Raw genomic sequence first — 19,951 nt, 5'->3', positions numbered from 1 at the left:
CAGCCGAAATATCAGGCTTTCAGACGATAGTGCGGCAGCGGGCGATGGGAGCCCGCTGCCGCCGGGGGAGAGCACGATGACTGACTAACGCGCTCCTCCACGCTTTCCCGTGCGGCGGCTCGGGGGTGTTTGAAACGGCCGCACGGGAAAAGTCGAACAGCGTCAGCCCTTGGCGACGGGCAGTGCGACGAAACGATTGGTGTCGTCGCGGGTAATCTGCATCAGCACCGCCTTGCGGCCGGATTTGACTGCGTCGGTCATCGCCTTGGTGACGTCGTCTGTGCCGTTCACCTCGGTCGAATTGACTGATGTGATGACGTCGCCTGGCTGGATACCGCGATCGGCGGCATCGCTGTCGGGGTCGACGTCAGTCACCACAAGCCCCTTGCCGTTTTCGGACTTGGTGACGGTCAGGCCGAGATCGGCCAGAGTGTCGGGCTTGGCCGGAGCGGGCGGCTGCGGCTGGTCGGCTGATGCCTGCTTGTCACTGGTGGGTAGAGTGCCGAGATCGACCTTGACCGTCTGGCTCTTGCCGGCGCGCCATACGGTGACGTCGACAGATTTGCCGGGCGAAAAGGCGCCGATCAGGCGTGCCAGTTCCTTCGGCGAAGCAACGTCCTTGCCGTCGACCTGGGTGATCACGTCACCGGCAGTGATACCGGCCTTCTTGCCGGGCCCGTTGTCCTGGGCACTGGAAACCAGCGCGCCGTTGTTGGACTTCAGACCGAGCGATTCGGCGATGTCGGACGTGACCGGCTGGATTTCGACGCCGAGCCAGCCGCGCTGCACCGAACCACTCTTCATCAGGTCCTGAACGACCTGCTTGGCGGTCGAAGCGGGAATGTCGAAGGCGATGCCGACGCTGCCGCCAGATGGCGAGAAGATCGCGGTGTTGATGCCGACGACCTGGCCGTTGAGGTTGAAGGTCGGGCCACCCGAATTGCCACGGTTGACCGACGCATCGATCTGGATGAAGTCGTCATAAGGGCCGGCGCCAATGTCGCGGCCGCGGGCCGAGACGATGCCGGCGGTGACAGTGCCGCCGAGGCCGAACGGATTGCCGACCGCCACCACCCAGTCGCCAACGCGGACCTTGGAATCATCCGCGAAGTCGACATAGGTAAACTTGCCGACACCATCGACCTTGAGCACGGCGAGATCGGTGCGCGGGTCGGTGCCGATCAGCTTGGCATCGAGTTCCTTGCCGTCATTCATCACCACGGTAAAGGCCGAGCCTTCCGAAACGACATGGTTGTTGGTGACGAGATAGCCGTCATCGGAGATGAAAAAGCCGGATCCCTGCGCAACCGGCCGCGGCTGGTCGTTATTGTGGTCACGGTGGCTGAAACGCCTGTTACCGTCCTGACCGTTCTGGTCGCCAAAGCCGCGGAATTCCTTGAAGAAGCGGCGCAGCTGCGGGTTATCGGGCATGTTGTTCATGCCGTCCGGATCGTCGGACTGGTCGGAGCCATCATCGGCCGCCGGGCTGATCTTGGCCTTGACCTTGACGCTGACAACGGCGGGAGAAACGCGCTCGACGACATCGGCGAAGCCTGGCACCTGCGGCGCCTCGATGCGCACGGCGTCGGCCAGAACAGGGCTGGTTCCACTGGTCAGCGCGCCGACGCCGATCGCACCGGCCACCGCGATGGACGCGACGGCAGCCATGAGACGCTTGCGGGTGACGGAATATGAATTGGGGGCAATATTCATGGTTCTCGTATCCTCTTTCAAATGGACGCTGCGTGATCGGCATCCTCGGGAAGAGAGAATTAGAGAGGCGCACATTACAGCGCCATTTCCGACACATGAAACTTTGGTAATGTTCGGCAGCGACCGCGGCGTCAGTCGCGGCGCAATATGGCGTCCAACGATGCCTGCTCTTCGGCGGACAGGGATTTTGTCGCCAGCGTGCGGCGCGATCGCGCGGTCAGCACGATGAAAACGCCTCCCACCAGCAACAGCAAGACAGGCGTGCTCCACAGCAACGCATTGCGCAGATCGAAACGCGGCTTCAGCAGCACGAACTCGCCATAGCGGGAGACGACGTAATCCATCACCTGCTGGTCGGTATCGCCGGCGACGAGGCGCTGTCGTACAAGGATGCGCAGGTCACGGGCAAGGTCGGCGTCGGATTCGTCGATCGACTGGTTCTGACAGACCATGCAGCGCAGGCCCTCCGACAGCGCCCGCGCTCGTGCCTCGAGCGCCGGATTGGGCAGCATCTCGTCAGGCTTCACCGCCAGTGCCGTGCCGGCGAAGAACAGCGCCAACAGCAGGACGATCGAGGTCAGCGAAAGCTTTGCGCTCATGGCTGGCCCACGGATTTCAACGCGATCGCTTGCTTGCGTCGCCGCGACGGCGCGCCGACGCGGAGGCGCCGGTCCATCAGCGACATCGCCGCGCCCGCCATCATCACCAGGCCGCCGCCCCAGATCAACGTCACCAGCGGCTTCCACCACAGGCGCACCACGACGGAACCGTCATTGCCCTCGTCGCCGAGCGAGAGGTAGAGCTGGGAGAGACCGATCGTCCTGATGCCGGATTCAGTCGTCGTCATCTGCCGCACCGGATAAAACCGCTTGGCGGAGCTGATTTCGCCAACGGGACTGCCGCTGACGCCGATCAGCTCGAAGCGGCCGCGATCCTCGCTGTAGTTCGGCCCCTGGGCCGGATAAAGCCCGACGAAACGCACCGTATGGCCGGAGAGTTCGACGGTCTCGCCGGCATGCATCGACAGGATCTTCTCGGTGCCGAAGCAAAGCGTGCCGACGATGCCGAGCGTGGTCAGGCCAAGGCCAAGATGAGCGAAGGCGGTGCCGAAAACCGAGCGCGGCAGGCCGAGCAGGCGCCTGACCACGATCCCCGGCGCAACATTGCCAAAGCCCGATTTGACGGCAAGGTCAGTGAGCGCCCCGAGGATCAGCCAGACGGCGATGCCGACGCCCAGGGCCGCAAACACCGACGCGCCGTCGATGAACAAAGCGGTGACCAGCGTTGCCAGTAGGGCCGCGGCGAACGCCACCATCAGCCGCTGCGCGACGGCGAAAACATCGCCGCGCTTCCAGGCCAGCAGCGGCCCGAACGGAACCACCAGCAGCAGTGGCACCATCAGGGGTCCGAAGGTGAGGTTGAAGAACGGCGCGCCGACCGAAATCTTGTCGGCTGAAAAGGCCTCCACGGCAAGCGGATAGAGCGTGCCGACGAGCACAGTCGCGGTCGCCGTGGTCAGGAACAGATTGTTGAGGACGAGCGCGCCTTCGCGCGAAATCGGATGAAACAGGCCGCCGGCCGTCAGACGCGAGGCGCGCAACGCAAACAGCGCCAGCGAGCCGCCGATGAACAATGTCAGGATGCACAGGATGAAGACGCCGCGTGTCGGATCGGTGGCGAAGGCGTGGACCGAAGTCAAGACGCCCGAACGCACCAGGAACGTGCCGAGCAGCGACAGCGAAAAGGTGAGGATGGCGAGCAGCAGCGTCCAGATCTTCAGCGCCGAGCGCTTTTCCATGACGATCGCCGAATGGAGCAGCGCTGTGCCGGACAGCCACGGCATGAAGGAGGCGTTCTCGACCGGATCCCAGAACCAGAAACCGCCCCAACCGAGTTCGTAGTAGGCCCAGTAGGATCCCATGGCGATTCCGCCGGTCAGGAACATCCAGGCGACCAACGTCCACGGCCGCACCCAGCGTGCCCAGGACGCGTCGATGCGTCCTTCGATGAGAGCGGCGACCGAAAAGGAAAAGCAGATCGAGAAGCCGACATAGCCGAGATAGAGGAAGGGCGGGTGGATGGCGAGGCCGAGATCCTGGAGGATCGGGTTGAGATCGCGGCCCTCGATCGGCGCCGGATTGAGCCGGATGAACGGATTGGACGTCGCCAGGATGAACAAGAAGAAGGCGGCGCCGATGGCACCCTGCACGGCAAGCACGTTGGCGCGCAGCGTCGCCGGCAGATTTGACCCGAAGGCGGCGACAAGGGCGCCGAAGAAGGTCAGGATCAGCACCCAGAGCAGCATCGAGCCTTCGTGATTGCCCCAGGTTCCGGTGATCTTGTAGATCAGCGGTTGCAGCGAATGCGAGTTTTCCCACACACTCGCCACCGAGAAATCAGAGCTTGCGTAAGCGCTCGCCAACGCCACGAAGGACAGCGCCGTCAGGGCAAAGCCGGTCACCGCGACTGGCCCACCGACCGCCATCAGGCGCTGGTTGTTCAGACGTGCGCCAAACAGCGGCACGAGCGTCTGCACAAGCGACAGCGCAAACGCCAGGACCAAGGCGAAATGTCCGGTTTCAACCATGGCTGTAATTCACTCTTGCTCTCCTGCCAGAGCTATTCACTCTTGCTCTCCTGCCAGATGCCCTTGGCCTTCAGGCCGTCGGCCACGTCCTTGGGCATATAGCGCTCATCATGCTTGGCGAGCACGCTGTCGGCAACGAAGACGCCGTCCGGGCCGAATGTGCCCTCGGTGATCACGCCCTGCTCTTCGCGGAAAAGATCGGGCAGGATGCCCGTATAGGTGACCTTGACCGATTTGTGCTTATCGGTGACCGAAAACCCGACGGTCGCCCCCTGCCCGCGCTGGATCGTGCCTTTTTCAACCAGCCCGCCCAGCCTGATGCGCTGGCCAGGCTGGACACTGGCGGTGGTCAGATCAGCCGGCATATAGAAATAGGACGCCTTCTGGCCAAGCGCATAGAAGGTCAGCCCGGTGGCGGCGCCAAGGAAAGCCAGTCCGCCCGCGATCACCGACAATCGTTTCTGCTTGCGCGTCATGTCTTACTCTACTCCGTTGCCGTCAGGCCAAGCGAGGCGGCAAAGGCGGTGAATTTTTTCGCTTCGTCACTGTCGGCTCCAAAGACGGCAATGGCGCGACCGAGCGCCTGACGTGCCAGATCGGCCTTGCCCAGCACGACATAGGAACGAACGAGGCGCATCCAACCTTCCGGATCGCGCGGATTTTGCCGCAGCTTGTCGTCGAGGCGGGCGACCATAGTGCTGATCATCGCTTCCCTATCAGCGGGAGACATCGACGATGCAGCGTCGATATCGCCGGCATCGGGACCGTTGGTGGCGCCGCCGGAAGCGACTGCGGGACTGCCGGACCTGGCCAGCGCCTGCTCGACCGCACTGCGCCATGGCGACTCCGGCGGCAGCTTGCCCAACATTGCCCGCCAGGCTGTGGCCGCCTCCTTGGTGCGGCCCTCCTGCGCCAGCGCCATCGCCAGATAGAAGCTCGCCTTCGCATTGGCCGGGTCGAGCTCCAAGGCCGCCTCGAAGGCCTTCTGTGCATCGGCCGAGACGATGCCGCCTGCCGCACCGGCGATCGCCTCGCCAAGGCCGGCCTGGCGAACGGCGCTGTCGCCATCGAGGCGGATAGCGTTGCGATAGGCCGCCGCCGCGTCGGAAAAGCGTTGCATGCGCAGATAGACCGGCGCGAGCACATCCCAGCCCCTTCCATCGGAAGGATTGGCAGCAAGATGGGCTTCGGCCCGCGCCACCAATTCGTCGACCGAACTGTCGGCCGGGCTCTTGGCCAACCGCTCGCTGAGTGGTTGCGACGGCAAATCGGGTGAGCCGAGCTGACTGTAAAGGCCCCAACTGACCAGCGGCACCGCCAGAACGGCCGCGGTGGCGACCAGCCTTGCCGCTACCGAAATTCGGCCAACGGACGCCTTGCCCGCCGCTGCCGCATTGTCGAGGCGAAGGATGCGGCGAGCGATCTCGGCGCGCGCTTCGGCAGCTTCCCCCGGCTGGATCAAGCCACGCGCAGCGTCGCGGTCAAGCTCGGACAACTGATCGCGATAGACTTCGAGATCGTGATCACTGCTCGACGACGCGCCCTTCGAGCTGGCGGCCAGCGGCAGCAGCACCGCCAGGCTTGCACCCAGCGTGAGAATTGCGGCTATGACCCAGAACAGCATGGTTCTTCCAATAATGGCAGAGTTCTGCCGTGCCAACACAGGCTTCCTGCGACGCTTTGACGGCAGGCGCGCCGCATGTCCTTGATCGACGTCAACCGACCGGATACCAGCCGGACCCCGTCTCAGCTTCTGTGCATGTCGTCGTTCTAAAACCGCTGCGCGGTCGAGCGACATGCACCGTCAGGTCAGCGGCGTCCAACTGCCGTTGGTGTTACGGCAAGCGGTTCCACGCGCCGTCACGCCGGCGCCGCCGGTGAAAACCGTCTGCGTATACTGGCGGCAATCCTGCGAACCGACGCGATAGGGTTGTGCCGGAACCACCTCGCCATAGCGCGAAGCCTGGGCGCCTTTCCACGTTACCTTCTGGCCGCTGGTCGTGTATTCGAGCGCCTTGTATTCAGCCTCGAGCGCACTGCGCTTCTCGGTCTCGCTGAGGCCGGCGCCGATCGACCCGCCGATGAGGCCGCCGCCCATCGCCGAAATGATCGTCGCGGTGACCTTGCCGATGGAAGGAGGCGTCGAGGCCGGTGTCACTGCTACGGTCGGCCCCTTGCCGCTCAGGGTGGTGCAGCCGGAAACGCCCAGCAATGCGGAAATAAGCGCGACGCGAATCTTCATGCCAACAACCGGTGTTCTTGAGTTGGAGCCTGCTATGGATAGGCCGGAGGCCGCGTCATCGGAGAAGTTGGCGCTGCCATAGTATTGAGATTTGTCTGAAATTTGGCCGCTGCCGGCCAATCCGGGACCAATCGACATGCCGCCATAACATGCCCCGTTCATCAATGTCGAATGGCCGTGCCTGAACATCACTGAAGGCTCCGCAATCGCACCACGGCCTTCAATCCGCCCATGCCGGACCGTTCGAGCGCCAGGACGCCTCCATACTCGTTGACGAGGTCGGCGACAATGGCCAGCCCGAGACCTGTTCCGGGCTTTGTCTCATCCAGACGCCGTCCGCGCTTCAGCGCCTCGCGCGCCTTGTCATCGGGAATGCCAGGGCCGTCATCCTCGATATCGATCTCAAACAGGCCGGCCGGATCATCCTTGCCAGTCAAAGGCACGACCGAGACCAACACCGCGCTTTTTGCCCATTTCATCGCGTTTTCGAGCAGATTGCCGATCAACTCCTCAAGGTCCTCGCGCTCGCCTGCGAAGACGATTTCGATCGCCGGCAACGACAGCGACAGATTCGTCTGCGGATTGAGCTTCTGCAGAACCCGCACCATGCGCTGCACCAGCGGCGTCACGGGCGTACGGAAGACGACGCTGTCGCGCTGTGCCGCGACGCGGGCGCGCTGTAGATAGTGCTCGACCTGCTTCTGCATGGAAGCGGCTTGTTCGGCGATCAGCTGTCCCTTGGCTCCGCCAAGCGCCCGGCCCTCATTGAGCAGCACCGCGAGCGGCGTCTTCAGCGAATGGGCGAGATTGCCGACCTGGGTTCGCGACCGCTCGACGATGCGCCTGTTGTTTTCGATCAACGCATTGGTTTCGTTGGCAAGAGGCTCGATCTCGGCCGGGAACTGGCCGTCGAGCCTCTGCGCGGTGCCCTCGCGCACCATGGCAAGCGCATTCCTCACCCGGCGCAGCGGCTGCAGGCCGAGCAGGATGGCAATCGCGTTGATGGCGATCATGCCGACGCCGAACAGGCTGAGATAGGTCAGCAGGCGGCGTTGGAAGCTGGCGATTTCCTGCTCGAGTTCGCTCTGGTTGCCCATGACGCGGAAGCGCGCGGCGCGGTTCTTGGAATCGAGAACGAATTCGCTCTCGAATACTTCGAGTTGCTCGCCAGCGATGCCCTCGGTCGGGTAGCTGCGCTGGAAGCTCGCGTTGAAGGGCACCTCGGCGACATCAGGCGATGGGATTTTGCGCGTCATCGACGACGAGTGAAGATCGCCATGCACGCCTTCCGAGGCGGGCTCTACCGACCAGTACCAGCCCGAATTCGGCTCCGAGAAGCGGAGATCGCCGAGGTCGGGCGCACCGGTGAGCGCACCGTTCTCGGAAATACCGATGGAGCCGATCAAATTGAACAGATGCGCCGAAAGCAGGCTGTCGAAGCCGCGCTCGCTGGCCTGGCGATAGAGGGTGGTGATCAGGGTGAATATGACGACGAGCGTCACGATCGCCCAGACCGTGGAAAAGGCGATGACGCGGAACGTCAGCGAACGCGGCCACAAACGCAGCGAAAGCGGCGTCCTTGCGGTTGGTTTGAGCGGTTCCGAGTTACGCCTCCGGCTCACGCATGCGGTAGCCCATGCCGCGCACGGTTTCAATCATGTCGATGCCCATCTTCTTGCGAAGACGCCCGACAAAGACCTCGATAGTGTTGGAATCGCGGTCGAAGTCCTGGTCATAGAGATGCTCGACCAGTTCCGTACGCGAGACGACCTCGCCCATATGGTGCATCAGATAGGCAAGCAGGCGGAATTCGTGCGACGTCAGTTTCAGCGGCACGCCGTCGACATCGGCCTTGGACGCCCTGGTGTCGAGGCGCAACGGTCCGCAGGTCAGTTCGGACGAGGCATGGCCGGCAGCGCGCCGGATCAGGGCCCGAACCCTCGCCAGCACCTCCTCGATGTGGAACGGCTTGGTGACATAGTCGTCGGCGCCGGCATCGATACCGGAGACCTTGTCGCTCCAGCGGTCGCGCGCCGTCAGCATCAGCACAGGCATTTTGCGGCCGCCGCGCCGCCAGCGCTCGACGACGCTGATGCCATCCATCTGCGGCAGGCCGATGTCGAGCACGACGGCATCGTAGGGCTCGGTGTCGCCGAGGAAGTGGCCTTCCTCGCCGTCGAAGGCGCGGTCGACGACGTAGCCGGCATCGACCAGCGCATCCGATATCTGCCGATTGAGATCCTTGTCATCTTCGACGACGAGTACGCGCATGCGAAGTTCGATACCTGTTGAAGAGCTAGGGTCAGATATAGGCCGATTCCGGCGGCCTGGGAAACGGAAGGGTCAGTTCAGTGGAACGACGATTTCGGAACGGCGCGGACGTTGTCCGTCCTTGCCCGGAACGAGCACGACGATGACACAGACAGGCTGGCCGCCGCGCGTCGATTGCGAGGCCTTGGCCAGCGTTCCGCCATTCTGTTCCGCCACTTGTTGACCGATCGCGTAGCAATCGGACGCCGCCAGTACAATCGGGCTGGCCTGTTCGGGCGCGACGGCCGGTATCGCCACAGCCTGCGACGCAAACAGCCCGGCAGCGCAGAGCGCCAGTGTCGCGGTTCGGAGGTGGGAGCGAAGCGTTTTCATGGTCGAGGTTGTAACGCATCGGTGCTGAACGTGAAATGAACAGTGAACGTCGCCGAAAACATCCTCGCTACACCCCTGCAACGCGAGACAGTCAACCTGGGATTTCACCGCCTCAAACCGTGATTTCCCGCGAGGGTCCAGTCTAGACTCCGTTTCGACCATATTGAAAGCTTGTCAGGCGTTTTCCTGCGTTATCGCGCGAAAACGCAGCAGCCCGTGATGCACGAGCAGGTCCTCGTCATGGCGGACCTCGGTGAATTCGAGCGAGAGTCGTGTCTGGCCGTGGGGGCCAATCTCCAGCACCGCATTGGCGAGCCGCGCCTTGATGGCGTCCATGATGGCAAGCGTTTCGGCTTCCCCCTTGGCTTTCGACCAGACATGCAGCGTGACCAGCTGATCGTTATTGTTCTCCGCGCTCGTATCCCAGTCAAAGGCAGAGGTCTGGCCACAAGTCACGTAGGGAAAAGCGGCATTGTCGGTTGCCCGTTCGAGCAATCCCGCGCCGCCCAGCAAGGTCGACAGTGAGGCATCGCTTTTAAGCCTCAGAAACAGTGCCTGCTGCAAATCGCCGGGCGCGGTCATCGTCCTCTCCTCTAGCCTTTGCGCTGCCGACCATTGCCTTTCGGAAGCCTGTCTGGGTTCTGCATACTGTGTCAGATATAGCCATTCGACGCGCGGAGGCGATGGCGATTCGTCATCGGATCGATGAATGCTGATACGACTTTGCCAACAACGTCGTCAGGGGCACTGCGCGGCGTTGCGATCTAGGCAGGATTGGCCGCGTCTCGGTGAGTTTCGTTTTGTCTGACACCATCTGGCCACGCGTCTGGACATCCGTTTTCGGATAGCGGCTTGTTCCAGCCGCATTTGAAGGCCAGTATCGAACGTGCCTTCAAGGCGTCCGTTGCGGTCTACCGTGACCGAACGTGACACCATTTCCGTCGAGCTTGGTCGATACCCGGAGCGTCGGAGCTTTTGCTGGCCGGCGGCACCCTTGACTCAGTCAGCACCGCGGTCACCGCGATCCTCGAAGGCGATGGCGGCTTTGCATGAAGTCGCGAACGAGTGACGATCCGTCCCCGACGAAAAGGCGAGTGCTTTTCCTCGGGAAACTCGCGGAGCGAGCTTGAAGACGAGGCAGCCCACGAGCGGGCTTCGCCGAAACCAAAGCAAGATGCGAGGTCGAATGCGATGCAGTCTACCCCCCACAAAATCCCGGTTTCCATCATTATTCCGAACTACAATTACGCGCGTTTCCTTGAACGCAGCATCGACAGCGCCCTGGAGCAGGACCACGACGATGTCGAAGTGATCGTCGTCGACGATGCATCGCAGGACAATTCCACGACCATCATGAAATCCTACGGCGACAGGATTCTTGCTTGTCCGCGACGAAAAAATGGCGGGCACGCGGCCGCCTTCAACACCGGCTTTGCTGCGAGCTCCGGCAGAATCGTCCTCTTCCTCGACGCCGACGATTATCTTTATCCGGAAGCCGTCTCCAGGATCGTCGACGCCTGGGACGAGGCAACCGCCCAGGTGCAATCCAGATTGCACATTGTCGATGACCGGCAACGCATCAAGGACGTCTTTCCGCCGCCGGAGCTGCCCTTCGACAGCGGCGATGTCATGCCGAAACTTCTGCGCAAGGGGCGCTACCAGACGACCGTAACCAGCGGGCTGGCCTTTGACCGGACGACCCTGGAATCGATCATGCCGATTCCGGAACCGGATTTCCGCCAGGGCGCCGACGGCTATCTTGCGACGCTGGCGCCGCTCTATGGCCAAGTCCAGTCCATCGATGAATGTGTCGGCGCTTACCGAATCCACGGCGCCAACCATTCGGTTTTCGGTGAAAAGCTCGCCGAGCGGGCACGCTGGCGGGTAGAGCACGATTTCCACCGCATGGAGGCGCTGTCGGACCAGGCATCGCAGGCCGGCCTGACCGTCGTGCCGGCAGAAATTGTTCGCCATGATCCTGTCCACCTGGAAGAACGGCTGGCATCGCTCTGCACGGACAGGCACCGGCACCCCGTCGCCGTCGATTCCCGCCTGGCGCTCGCGGCGGCGGGCGCTGTCGCCAGCCTCGAAATGACGGCGTCCCTGCGCCGCCGCGCCGTGCTTGCCGCCTGGTTCCTTTCTGTCGGCATGCTGCCGCGACAAATGGCCATGGCGGTGCTGTCGTGGAAGCTCGACGCATCGTCCCGACCGACATTCCTTGCTCGCCTGTCCAGGACAATACGCCGCGCGATGGGGTAGCCCCAAGCCCTTGTGCAGGACGGGAGGGTGCGCTGCCCCGAAGGTCCCAAATGAGCCTGCGCTGCGCTTTGCCTACTGCGCCCCGCGCTGCCTGACCACGACGCTGCGCACCGCCAGCACCAGCACCGTGATGATGATCAAGATCACCGAGAGTGCGGCGATTGCAGGGTCGATGTTGTCGCGCAGGCCCATCCACATCAGCCTGGGCAGCGTGATCGCGTTGACCGAGGTGATGAACAGTGTGACACCGATTTCTTCCCAGGACAGAACGAAGGACAAAAGCGCCGCGGTGATGATGCCGAATTTGATGTTGGGCATGATGATCCGGGTGGCGCGCTCCCAGACCGAGGCGCCAAGCCCGCGCGCGGCAAGATCGATGCGGCGGTCGAGCTGACTAAGCGAGACCAGCATCAGCACGGTGGCAAAGGGCACGGTCATCACCGAATGCGCCATGGCGACACCAAGCCATGTGTCATAACCAAAGAACGAGCTGAAACCTGAGATCGAGGTGAGCAGGAAGTAGAGCGTGATCGCCGAGACCACAGGCGGCACCACCATGGGCAGCAGCACAAAGCCGACGAGTGCCGCCGTGAAGCGCGGCTGGAACATCCAGACCCCGAGGCTAAAGCATAGTGCCAGCACGGTGGAAAAGGCGCTGCTGACGATACCGATGCGGATGCTGAGCAAGATCGATTGGAGCCAGCGCGGATCCTCGACCAACGACCGGTAGTGGCGCAACGACAGTTCACCTGACGGCATCGCCAGCATGCGGCTCGGCGTCAGCGACACCGGGATGACGGCAAGCAGCGGCAGCAGCAGGAATAGCGCCACGAAAGCGGCGATGACTAGCGAGGCGGGACCGGGGCGATAGGTTGGCATCAGATCAATTGCTTCGGTCTGACATAACGGAACAGCAGCGCCATCAGCGCGCCGACGAACAACACCAGGACCACGCTGATGGCCGCCCCCAGACCCCAGTCCGGGCTCTGGAAGATCCTGAGATAGATCAGCTCGGCGATCATGACGCTGCGGCCGCCACCAAGGATCGCCGGCGTGACAAAGAAGCCGAGCGAAAAGACGAAGACGATCATCGCCGCGCCGATGATGCCGGAGCGCGTCATCGGTACGAACACCGTCCAGAAGGTGCGCATGCGGCTGGAGCCGAGGCCGCGCGCGGCCAGCAGCACGCGGTCGTCTAGGCTGCGCATGGCCGATGCCAGCGGGAAGACGGCGAAAGGAATGAGGAAATGCGTCATGCCGACGATGACGCCGAATTCGTTGCGCACCAGCGCCAGCGGTTCGGAAATGAAGCCGATCGCCTGCAGCCAACTGTTGATCAGGCCGCGATTGGACAATAGCGCCACCCAGCCGAAGGCACGGGTCAGGACGGAAATCCAGAAGGGGACGAGAATGCAGAACTCGGCGATCAGGCGCTGTGCCGGGGTTCCTCGCACCCAGACGACGGTGATGGCGTAGGCAGCGGCGACCGAAACCACAGTGACGACCGCCGCTATGCGCAGCGTGCGGATGAACACCGACTGCACCAGATCGTCGGTGAGCAGCGCCTCATACTGCCCGAGCCCCGGCGTCGGCAGCGTAAAGCTCCATTTGACGACGCCGAAGAACGGCCAGGCATAGGCGAGGACAAGAAACAGGAGCAGCGGCGCCATCAACAGCGCCGCGCCCATCCTGTCGGAGAGATAGGACCTCATTTGGACCCGATTATCCCGGCCTTGGTCAGGCCGAGATGATCTTGGTGTATTCGTCGAGCGCTGCCCCGTAATTCTTGGCGTACCAGTCCATGTCGAGTGCGATCTGCTTCTTCATGTTCTCGGGATCGACCGGGTTGATGCGCTTCTTGTCGGCGGGAATCAGCGCGTCGGCAGCCGGATTTGCAGGGCCCTGGCCGAGCTTGTCGAACATGACCAGCTCCTTTTGCGGGTCCTGGGTGCTGGCGATGAACTTCATGGCCGCTTCCTTGCCGCCGGGATTGCCCTTGAGCACGGCGAGCGCACCGGGCGAGATCAGGCCCTGGTCCCAGATGAACTTGATCTTGCCGCCCGAATCCTGCTCGATCAATGACGCGCGTGTCGACCAGACGATCGCCATCGAGGCCTCGCCATTGAGCAGCACGCTCTGGCTTTCGGCACCGCCGCCCCAATAGGCAACGACGTTTTCCTTGAAGGCGGCGATCTTGTCATGGGCGCGCTTGAGATCGAGCGGATAGAGCGACGCCGGCGCGATGCCGTCGGCCAGCAGGGCGGCTTCCCAGCTCGACACGCCCCATTTGTAGAGCGAGCGCTTGCCGGGGAATTTCTTCACGTCGAAGAAATCGGCCATGCCGGTCGGCGCGTCCTTGCCGTACTTCTCGGAGTCGTAGGCGATGACATAGGAGAAGAAATAGGTCGAGGCGGCGTATTCCCAGCCAAAGCCTTCGCGCATCTTCTTCTTGTCGACGATCGTATAATCGATCGGCTCGAGGGCGCCCTGGGCACCGAGGGTGATGGCCGAGAACGGGTCGACGTCGACGAGGTCCCAGGTCGGCGCGCCGCTCTTGAACTGCGCGGCAATGGCGCCTTCGGTCGGGCCCGAGCCATCCATCTTGACGGTGATGCCGGTTTCCTTGGTGAAGGGCTGGCCGTAGGCGGCGTCGTAAGCCGTGATGGCGTCACCGCCCCAGTTGACCAGCACCAGTTCCTTCGCCGCGGCAAAGGCACCGGTCGAGCGCAGCATCATCGGCGTGCCGGCCAGCACGAATGCTGCCAGCTGCGTGAATTGGCGGCGCGAGATTTCGCCGCGACCTGCCCTGGCGGACAGGCTCTCGACGGCTTGTTTCTTGGTATCGTGTGTCATGTCAGTTCCCCTTTTTTGTCGTTGATAGTACCGCAAAGTGGTGGGCACTTGTCTCGCCACACCGTTCGTCATTGTCCTCCATGCGGAAGGAGGAAACCCTTTTCAGCCGGCCAGGTGAGCCAGACGGAGTTGCCCTTGCTGAGCGCGGCAGCCGCTACCTCGTTCGGCACCGAGACCGTGATCTTGGCGCCTTGCCGCGTCGTCAGGTCAAGCCGCGTTGCCGCGCCGAGATAGGTGGAGTTGGTCGCTGTCGCGGCGATGCCGTTCTCACCGGCTGCCGCCTCCCCTGATATCGACATGTATTCGGGCCGGATCGCCAGGATCGCATCGCCGCGCACCGCCTCGGCCTTGCAACGCATGGAGACCGCACGGTCTTCGCAGAGGCCGGTCGAGCCATCGCCTGCCGGGTGGACGCCCTTCAGCGGCAGCATGTTGATCTCGCCGAGGAACTCGGCGACGAAGCGGTTGTCCGGCCGGTCGTAGACCTCGTCGGGCGCTCCGACCTGCAGCAGTTTGCCATGGTTGAAGATGGCGACGCGCGACGACAGCGCCAGCGCCTCGCTCTGGTCGTGGGTGACGAAGACGAAGGTGGTGCCGGTCTCCTGGTGGAGCCGCTTCATCTCGGCCTGCATCTGGCCGCGCAGGCCCTTGTCCAGTGCCGAGAACGGTTCATCGAGCAACAGCACGCCCGGCTCGAACACCAGCGCGCGCGCCAGTGCCACGCGCTGCTGCTGGCCGCCGGAAAGCTGCGCCGGCAGCTTTTTCTCGTGGCCCTTGAGGCCTACGCGTTCGATCATCTCGCCGACCCGGCGCTTGATGTCGGCCGCGGATTTCTTGCGTACCTTGAGGGGAAAGGCGATGTTGGCTTCCACGCTCATGTGCGGAAACAGCGCGTAGCCCTGGAACACCATGCCGGCAGCGCGCTGCTCGGCCGGCCGGTCGGTGATGTCGACGCCATCGCTGAACAGACGGCCTTCGCTCGGCTGCACGAAGCCGGCAAGGATCATCAGGAATGTGGTCTTGCCCGAGCCGGACGGTCCGAGCAGGGTCAGGAACTCGCCGCGGCCTATATCGAGCGACAGATTGTCCAATGCACGGAACGAGCCGAAGCTTTTGCCGATCCCAATTGCCTTGATCTCTGCGGCCCGGCCGGGTTGCTGCATCCTGCCTGTTTCCTCGCTTCAGGAGAAATCGTAGGGCAGCGCGCGGCCTCACCGCAACCGAATAGTTTTCGCCTCATCGGCAAATTTGATTCATCTATCCAAATCGATGGCGCCCGTGATCGGCTGTACCTTTGGGGTGGCGCCCGTGGTCAGCCGTGCCCTTGGCGTGGCGCCCGTGGTCAGCCATGCCCTTGGCATTGCTCTCCGCGAGCTTCGACCGCAACCATCCGGCAAAGGCGTCGAGCACCGGATGCGCGGCCTTGGCGTGTTCGGAGACCAGGAAGTACGAGCGCGGCGATTTGATCGCGATATCGAAGGGACGCACCAGCCTGCCTTCGGCCAGCGCCTTGCCGCTGGTCAGTTCGTCGCCCATGGCCATGCCCTGGCCGGCGATCGCGGCCGAGAAGACGAGATTCATGTCGGAAAAGAAGATGCCGCCCTCCGGGTCGGGGTTCTCGACCTTCGATAAGGCCAGCCAGCGCGCCCAATCCTCGGTATCGCCGAGATGCAGGAGGTTGGCGCGCAAAACGTCGGCTGGCTTCGAGAATCCGCCGACCTTGTTGAGCAGGGTCGGGCTGCAGAGCGGCGTGAACGAAATCTCGCACAGAAGCTCGACCGCTCGGTTCGGCCAGTTGCCGACCCCGAAGGCGATGAAGGCATCGGCGTCGGCATTGCTGACATCATCCAATCGTCGCGGCGTCAGGATACGCAGCGCGACATCGGGATACATCTGCCGGAACTCGCCGATATGGGTGCACAGGAACAACGAGGCGAACCCCGGCGTGCAACTGATGCTGAACGATCCGCCGACGCCGGTGCCGGCATGGCGTGTCACCGCGTCGCCCAGGACGGTCAACGCCTTGCGCACGTCGCTGGCGTAGCGCTGGCCGCGCGGCGTCAGCGCCACGCCCTTGCCGATGCGTTCGAGCAGGTCGAAGCCGAGGTCGCGCTCCAGCAGCCGAAGCTGGTGGCTCACGGCGCTGCGGGTCAGGTGTAACTCGTCGGCGGCGCGCCAGACGCTGCCGTGACGAGCGAAGCTGTCGAGCGCACGCAGCGCTTGGGTCGATGGTATGCGCAAGAGACCTCAGGTGAACCGAATTTGCATGAGCCGGAAAAACATATCACTTTTTGATGAACCGCTTCACTGCTTTCTTCTCCGGCCATGGAGAAAGCGGTCACTACTGCGGCGCAAGCAACGGCGCTTACCTGTCTTGACGACATCCGGCCGCTGTTGTCGGCGTGGACGCGCACCATTTTCGACTTCGGCGAGACTGCATGGCGCGAGTATCAATCCTCTGCCTGGTATGTGGAGAGACTGAAGCGCGAAGGCTTTTCCGTCGAGGAAGGTTCCGGCGGCATGCCCACAGCCTTCTGCGCGCATTGGACAAACGGCGCCGGTCCGACCATCGGCATGTATGCCGAATACGACGCCGTACCGGGCAATTGCCAGGATGCGGCGACCGTCAGGCGCCCTCGCCCTGGCCTAGGCGAACATGCGGGTGGCCACACCGATCCGCATTCCGGGCTGGGCATTTCGAGCCTCGGCGGGCTATTGGCGACCAAGGCTGCGATGCAGCGCCACGGCATACCGGGCACGCTGCGCTTCACCGGCGAACCGGCCGAGAAGGTGCGCGGATCAAAGCCGATCCATGCCGCCAAGGGCTATTATGACGGCCTTGCCGGCATGATCTCCTTCCATCCGTTTTACATGCTGCCGCTCTGCAACACGGCGCGCTGGGACACGCATTGCGGCGCGGCTTATGCGATGATCTATCGCTTTGTCTGCGACCAACCGGAGCGCTGGGCGCGGGCGGTGGGCGGCGCAGCGCCCATTCCGCAGGCGCATTCGGCGGTGCGCGCGCCCGGTGCCAACGATGCGCTCATGATGATGTACATGACGTCCAAGGCGCTGCGCGATTCCATGCTGCCGCACCAGGGTGGCTGGTCGATCAGCGAGGCGATCCTGACAGCCGGCCAGGCGACGGCCGACAACTTGCCGGCAGGGTTGGCCGAGATCCAATACATGATCCGCGTGCCGACACTGGCGATGGCCGAGCAGATCACCGCCGTGCTCGACCGCAATGCCGAGGCCGCTGCCGCCATGAGCGGCTGCCGCCATGAGCGGCACTGGGTGTCGAAGTCGCGGCCGGGGCTGGCCAATCACACCATGGCCGAAATCGCTTATGAAGCGCTGTCGAGCGTCGGGCCGCCGCGCTGGGACCAGGACGCCAAGGCATTCGCGCGCGAGATACAGGTCAATGCCGGGCGCATGGCGAGTGACGAGCCGTTCATCGAAGAACTCGAACGCCTGATCGAGCCGCAGGCGGCGGAGGCGATCCTGCGCCGCGATCTGCCGCCCTCGCAGGTGAATTCGACCTCCGACGATTACACCGATATGAGCTGGCATGCGCCGACTGCGCGCTTCTATGTCGCCCGCCCGGCGCTGCGTTCGGAGACCGGCTACCCCTATCCGTCATGGGTCATGAATGCGCTGGGCGGCATTCCTGCCACCATCGACCCGATGGTCGTCTGCGCGTCGAAGACCATCGCACTGGCAGCCCTTCGCCTGCTGGAGGACAAAACCGCCCGCGGTGCGGCGATGGACGAGTTCGTCACCCGCACCGGCGGCGGCATCGGCGGTTCGAACTGGATCGCGCCGCTCTGCGACTACGAGCCGCCGATTGGATTTCGCTGGCCGGAATACGTCACCACCCCGCGCGGGCGGGACTGGTGGATCCCGAACAATCAGACACCCCAAGCCACCTCACGAGGAGCACCCCATGACCGTTCATGACCGTATTGTCGCCGAGCCGTTTTCGCTGCAGCGCCGCAACCCGGCCGGCGGCACCAAGCCGCTGACCGCCTGGGGTTTTGCCAACGAGACCGACGTCTTGACCGATGTCTTGCTCGGGTCGCCCAATTTCCTGCGTCATCTGTCGACCAGCTCGCTGTCGCGCAAGCATCTGCGCGAGGCGCCATGCAATGTCCAGATCGCGCAGGCGCAGCACAAGGACCTCGTCGCGGCCTATGAACATTTCGGCGTCAACATCCATTGGCACGAACCGACACCCGAACTGCCGATGCAAGTCTATTCCCGTGATTCCAGTGTGATGACGCCTTATGGCGCCGTCATCACCGCTATGGCCAATTGGTGGCGGCGCGGCGAGAACTACGCCGCCATCCGCACCTACGAAAAACTCGGCATCCCGATCTACGACATGGTTACGGCAGGTACATTCGAGGGCGGCGACTTCAACGTCATCGAGGATGGCGTCGTGCTGATCGGCTGCGGCGGCGCCCGCACGCAAGAGGAAGGCGCTCGCCAGGTGCAGGCCTGGTTCGACAAGGAAGGCTGGGAAACCCGCATCGCCTTCATCGACGAGTACTATGTCCATATCGACCTGATGGTGGTGCCGATCGCCGAAAAATTGACCGCCGTTTGCCTCGCCTGCACTGAACCCGGCATCGTCGACTGGCTGAAGGGCAAGGGACACGAGATCATCGACGTGCCGTTCCAGGATACGATGGCGCTCGGCTGCAACTTCATGTCGCTGGGCAAGGACCGGGTGATCGCGCCGACCTCCAGCCAGGCGCTGATCGGCCAGCTCAAGGCACGCGGCTTCGAGGTCGCGGCCGTCGACATGAGCGAGATTTCCAAGACCGGCGGCGGCATCCACTGCATGGCACAGGCGCTGAAGCGCGAACCGGCCTGAGCGGCGGAGCCCATTCGCGAGCATTGAACGGCGGGCGCGGCGCTTGCCATGGACGGGTCGCTGATTGCGATCCAGCGCATTCCTCCATTTTTCATAGGATGGACATCGCACAGGATCAGTTTTACGAGTCGGCCCGACCAGAGGAGATGTTCGCGCCCCCCGATGAACAAGATCGATACCCACAACAGCAAGCGCGACGAGCGCTCGACCGCCACCAGCCTCTTGCGGCTCGGCACGCGGTTGAAGCTGTCCCGGCAGACGCGAGGGCTGACCTTGAAGGCGCTCGCTGCCGCCGCGAACTGCTCGGAAAGCCTGCTTTCCAAGGTCGAGAACGGCAAGGTCTCGCCCTCGCTTCCCATGCTTCACCGGCTTGTCGAGGTGCTCGGCACGAATATTGGCTGGATGTTCGAGGAATCCGATGGCGAGGAAGGCATCGTCTTTCGGGCTGGATCGCGGCCGTTGATAGCGCTCGATCCGCTTCGGCGCGGCGAAGGTATTTCGCTCGAGCGGGTCATTCCGTATTCGCCCGGCCATCTCCTGCAGTGCAACATCCATCATATCGAAGCGGGCGGTGAGAGCGCTGGACCGATCCAGCATGCCGGCGAGGAAGTCGGCTATCTCCTGGAAGGTGCGATCGAATTGATGGTCGGCGAAAAAACGTTTCGCCTGTCCGCCGGCGATTCCTTCGTCTTCGACTCCGAACTGCCGCACTGGTACCGCAATGTCGGAGATGAACGCGCCAGCATTTTCTGGGTGAACACGCCAGCGACATTCTGAT

Annotated in this window: 19 protein-coding genes; 4 read left to right on the top strand and 15 right to left on the bottom strand. The window is 63.2% G+C overall.

The window, feature by feature from the left end:
• Positions 1-162: 162 nt before the first annotated feature.
• The 10 genes from NKJ01_RS12010 to NKJ01_RS11965 form a co-directional block, all read right to left on the bottom strand.
• Positions 163-1,713, bottom strand: a complete 1,551-nt coding sequence (locus NKJ01_RS12010; protein WP_023760452.1) for a Do family serine endopeptidase — start codon at positions 1,711-1,713, stop codon at positions 163-165.
• A gap of 131 nt (positions 1,714-1,844) precedes the next feature.
• Positions 1,845-2,312: a cytochrome c-type biogenesis protein gene (locus tag NKJ01_RS12005; protein ID WP_352728150.1), complete on the bottom strand. Its 468-nt coding sequence runs from the start codon at positions 2,310-2,312 to the stop codon at positions 1,845-1,847.
• Entirely contained in the window at positions 2,309-4,300 is a 1,992-nt protein-coding gene (locus tag NKJ01_RS12000) for a heme lyase CcmF/NrfE family subunit (protein WP_352728148.1), read from the bottom strand. The genes NKJ01_RS12005 and NKJ01_RS12000 overlap by 4 nt, the downstream gene beginning before the upstream one ends.
• Before the next feature lie 32 nt (positions 4,301-4,332).
• Positions 4,333-4,776, bottom strand: a complete 444-nt coding sequence (gene ccmE, locus NKJ01_RS11995; RefSeq protein WP_352728146.1) for a cytochrome c maturation protein CcmE — start codon at positions 4,774-4,776, stop codon at positions 4,333-4,335.
• A gap of 8 nt (positions 4,777-4,784) precedes the next feature.
• Positions 4,785-5,924 (bottom strand): c-type cytochrome biogenesis protein CcmI, encoded by a 1,140-nt coding sequence (ccmI, locus tag NKJ01_RS11990; RefSeq protein ID WP_352728144.1) that lies wholly within the window; start codon positions 5,922-5,924, stop codon positions 4,785-4,787.
• Positions 5,925-6,104: 180 nt separating this feature from the next.
• Positions 6,105-6,542: an RT0821/Lpp0805 family surface protein gene (locus tag NKJ01_RS11985; protein WP_352728143.1), complete on the bottom strand. Its 438-nt coding sequence runs from the start codon at positions 6,540-6,542 to the stop codon at positions 6,105-6,107.
• Between the two features lie 188 nt (positions 6,543-6,730).
• Entirely contained in the window at positions 6,731-8,164 is a 1,434-nt protein-coding gene (locus NKJ01_RS11980; protein ID WP_352728141.1) for an ATP-binding protein, read from the bottom strand.
• Positions 8,148-8,813, bottom strand: coding sequence for a response regulator transcription factor (locus tag NKJ01_RS11975; RefSeq protein WP_352728139.1), 666 nt, complete (start codon positions 8,811-8,813; stop codon positions 8,148-8,150). Before NKJ01_RS11975 ends, NKJ01_RS11980 begins: the two co-directional genes overlap by 17 nt.
• Positions 8,814-8,885: 72 nt before the next feature.
• Positions 8,886-9,185: a hypothetical protein gene (locus tag NKJ01_RS11970; protein ID WP_023760460.1), complete on the bottom strand. Its 300-nt coding sequence runs from the start codon at positions 9,183-9,185 to the stop codon at positions 8,886-8,888.
• A 174-nt stretch (positions 9,186-9,359) separates the two neighbouring features.
• The gene (locus NKJ01_RS11965) at positions 9,360-9,767 is read right to left on the bottom strand and encodes a DUF3168 domain-containing protein (protein ID WP_352728137.1); all 408 of its coding nucleotides are present in this window, start codon (positions 9,765-9,767) and stop codon (positions 9,360-9,362) included.
• Between the two features lie 609 nt (positions 9,768-10,376).
• Between NKJ01_RS11965 and NKJ01_RS11960 the strand changes: the two genes are divergently transcribed.
• Positions 10,377-11,444: a glycosyltransferase family 2 protein gene (locus NKJ01_RS11960; protein WP_352728135.1), complete on the top strand. Its 1,068-nt coding sequence runs from the start codon at positions 10,377-10,379 to the stop codon at positions 11,442-11,444.
• A 72-nt stretch (positions 11,445-11,516) separates the two neighbouring features.
• Here the strand turns inward: NKJ01_RS11960 and NKJ01_RS11955 are convergent, their stop codons facing one another.
• From NKJ01_RS11955 to NKJ01_RS11935, 5 genes are all read right to left on the bottom strand, one after another.
• Complete coding sequence (locus NKJ01_RS11955) at positions 11,517-12,323, bottom strand: ABC transporter permease (RefSeq protein ID WP_023760463.1); 807 nt, start codon at positions 12,321-12,323, stop codon at positions 11,517-11,519.
• Positions 12,323-13,156 (bottom strand): ABC transporter permease, encoded by an 834-nt coding sequence (locus NKJ01_RS11950; protein WP_352728133.1) that lies wholly within the window; start codon positions 13,154-13,156, stop codon positions 12,323-12,325. Before NKJ01_RS11950 ends, NKJ01_RS11955 begins: the two co-directional genes overlap by 1 nt.
• A 25-nt stretch (positions 13,157-13,181) precedes the next feature.
• Entirely contained in the window at positions 13,182-14,297 is a 1,116-nt protein-coding gene (locus tag NKJ01_RS11945; RefSeq protein WP_352599312.1) for an ABC transporter substrate-binding protein, read from the bottom strand.
• Between the two features lie 68 nt (positions 14,298-14,365).
• Positions 14,366-15,460 carry an ABC transporter ATP-binding protein gene (locus NKJ01_RS11940; RefSeq protein ID WP_023760466.1) on the bottom strand — a complete coding sequence of 365 codons (1,095 nt, stop codon included), beginning with the start codon at positions 15,458-15,460 and terminating at the stop codon, positions 14,366-14,368.
• A gap of 94 nt (positions 15,461-15,554) precedes the next feature.
• Positions 15,555-16,538, bottom strand: a complete 984-nt coding sequence (locus NKJ01_RS11935; protein WP_352728130.1) for a LysR substrate-binding domain-containing protein — start codon at positions 16,536-16,538, stop codon at positions 15,555-15,557.
• Positions 16,539-16,622: 84 nt separating this feature from the next.
• On the opposite strand from NKJ01_RS11935, the gene NKJ01_RS11930 reads away from it, so the two are divergent.
• The 3 genes from NKJ01_RS11930 (at position 16,623) to NKJ01_RS11920 (ending at position 19,950) form a co-directional block, all read left to right on the top strand.
• On the top strand, positions 16,623-18,254 hold the full coding sequence (locus NKJ01_RS11930) for a zinc-binding metallopeptidase family protein (protein ID WP_352728128.1): 1,632 nt from the start codon (positions 16,623-16,625) through the stop codon (positions 18,252-18,254).
• Positions 18,241-19,173: a dimethylarginine dimethylaminohydrolase family protein gene (locus NKJ01_RS11925; protein ID WP_352728126.1), complete on the top strand. Its 933-nt coding sequence runs from the start codon at positions 18,241-18,243 to the stop codon at positions 19,171-19,173. Before NKJ01_RS11930 ends, NKJ01_RS11925 begins: the two co-directional genes overlap by 14 nt.
• Before the next feature lie 162 nt (positions 19,174-19,335).
• Complete coding sequence (locus NKJ01_RS11920) at positions 19,336-19,950, top strand: cupin domain-containing protein (protein ID WP_352599318.1); 615 nt, start codon at positions 19,336-19,338, stop codon at positions 19,948-19,950.
• Position 19,951 lies beyond the last annotated feature (1 nt).

The organism is Mesorhizobium sp. M0276 (assembly GCF_040321755.1).
In the GTDB taxonomy this organism is placed as follows: domain Bacteria; phylum Pseudomonadota; class Alphaproteobacteria; order Rhizobiales; family Rhizobiaceae; genus Mesorhizobium.
Note: the sequence above shows the minus strand (reverse complement) of the source record. Positions and strands in the feature narration are given on the sequence as shown.

Coding starts and splice junctions, on each gene's coding strand:
- NKJ01_RS12010 (WP_023760452.1), bottom strand. CDS start 1,713: ATGAATATTGCCCCCAATTCATATTCCGTCACCCGCAAGCGTCTCATG.
- NKJ01_RS12005 (WP_352728150.1), bottom strand. CDS start 2,312: ATGAGCGCAAAGCTTTCGCTGACCTCGATCGTCCTGCTGTTGGCGCTG.
- NKJ01_RS12000 (WP_352728148.1), bottom strand. CDS start 4,300: ATGGTTGAAACCGGACATTTCGCCTTGGTCCTGGCGTTTGCGCTGTCG.
- ccmE (WP_352728146.1), bottom strand. CDS start 4,776: ATGACGCGCAAGCAGAAACGATTGTCGGTGATCGCGGGCGGACTGGCT.
- ccmI (WP_352728144.1), bottom strand. CDS start 5,924: ATGCTGTTCTGGGTCATAGCCGCAATTCTCACGCTGGGTGCAAGCCTG.
- NKJ01_RS11985 (WP_352728143.1), bottom strand. CDS start 6,542: ATGAAGATTCGCGTCGCGCTTATTTCCGCATTGCTGGGCGTTTCCGGC.
- NKJ01_RS11975 (WP_352728139.1), bottom strand. CDS start 8,813: ATGCGCGTACTCGTCGTCGAAGATGACAAGGATCTCAATCGGCAGATA.
- NKJ01_RS11970 (WP_023760460.1), bottom strand. CDS start 9,185: ATGAAAACGCTTCGCTCCCACCTCCGAACCGCGACACTGGCGCTCTGC.
- NKJ01_RS11965 (WP_352728137.1), bottom strand. CDS start 9,767: ATGACCGCGCCCGGCGATTTGCAGCAGGCACTGTTTCTGAGGCTTAAA.
- NKJ01_RS11960 (WP_352728135.1), top strand. CDS start 10,377: ATGCAGTCTACCCCCCACAAAATCCCGGTTTCCATCATTATTCCGAAC.
- NKJ01_RS11955 (WP_023760463.1), bottom strand. CDS start 12,323: ATGCCAACCTATCGCCCCGGTCCCGCCTCGCTAGTCATCGCCGCTTTC.
- NKJ01_RS11950 (WP_352728133.1), bottom strand. CDS start 13,156: ATGAGGTCCTATCTCTCCGACAGGATGGGCGCGGCGCTGTTGATGGCG.
- NKJ01_RS11945 (WP_352599312.1), bottom strand. CDS start 14,297: ATGACACACGATACCAAGAAACAAGCCGTCGAGAGCCTGTCCGCCAGG.
- NKJ01_RS11940 (WP_023760466.1), bottom strand. CDS start 15,460: ATGCAGCAACCCGGCCGGGCCGCAGAGATCAAGGCAATTGGGATCGGC.
- NKJ01_RS11930 (WP_352728128.1), top strand. CDS start 16,623: ATGGAGAAAGCGGTCACTACTGCGGCGCAAGCAACGGCGCTTACCTGT.
- NKJ01_RS11925 (WP_352728126.1), top strand. CDS start 18,241: ATGACCGTTCATGACCGTATTGTCGCCGAGCCGTTTTCGCTGCAGCGC.
- NKJ01_RS11920 (WP_352599318.1), top strand. CDS start 19,336: ATGAACAAGATCGATACCCACAACAGCAAGCGCGACGAGCGCTCGACC.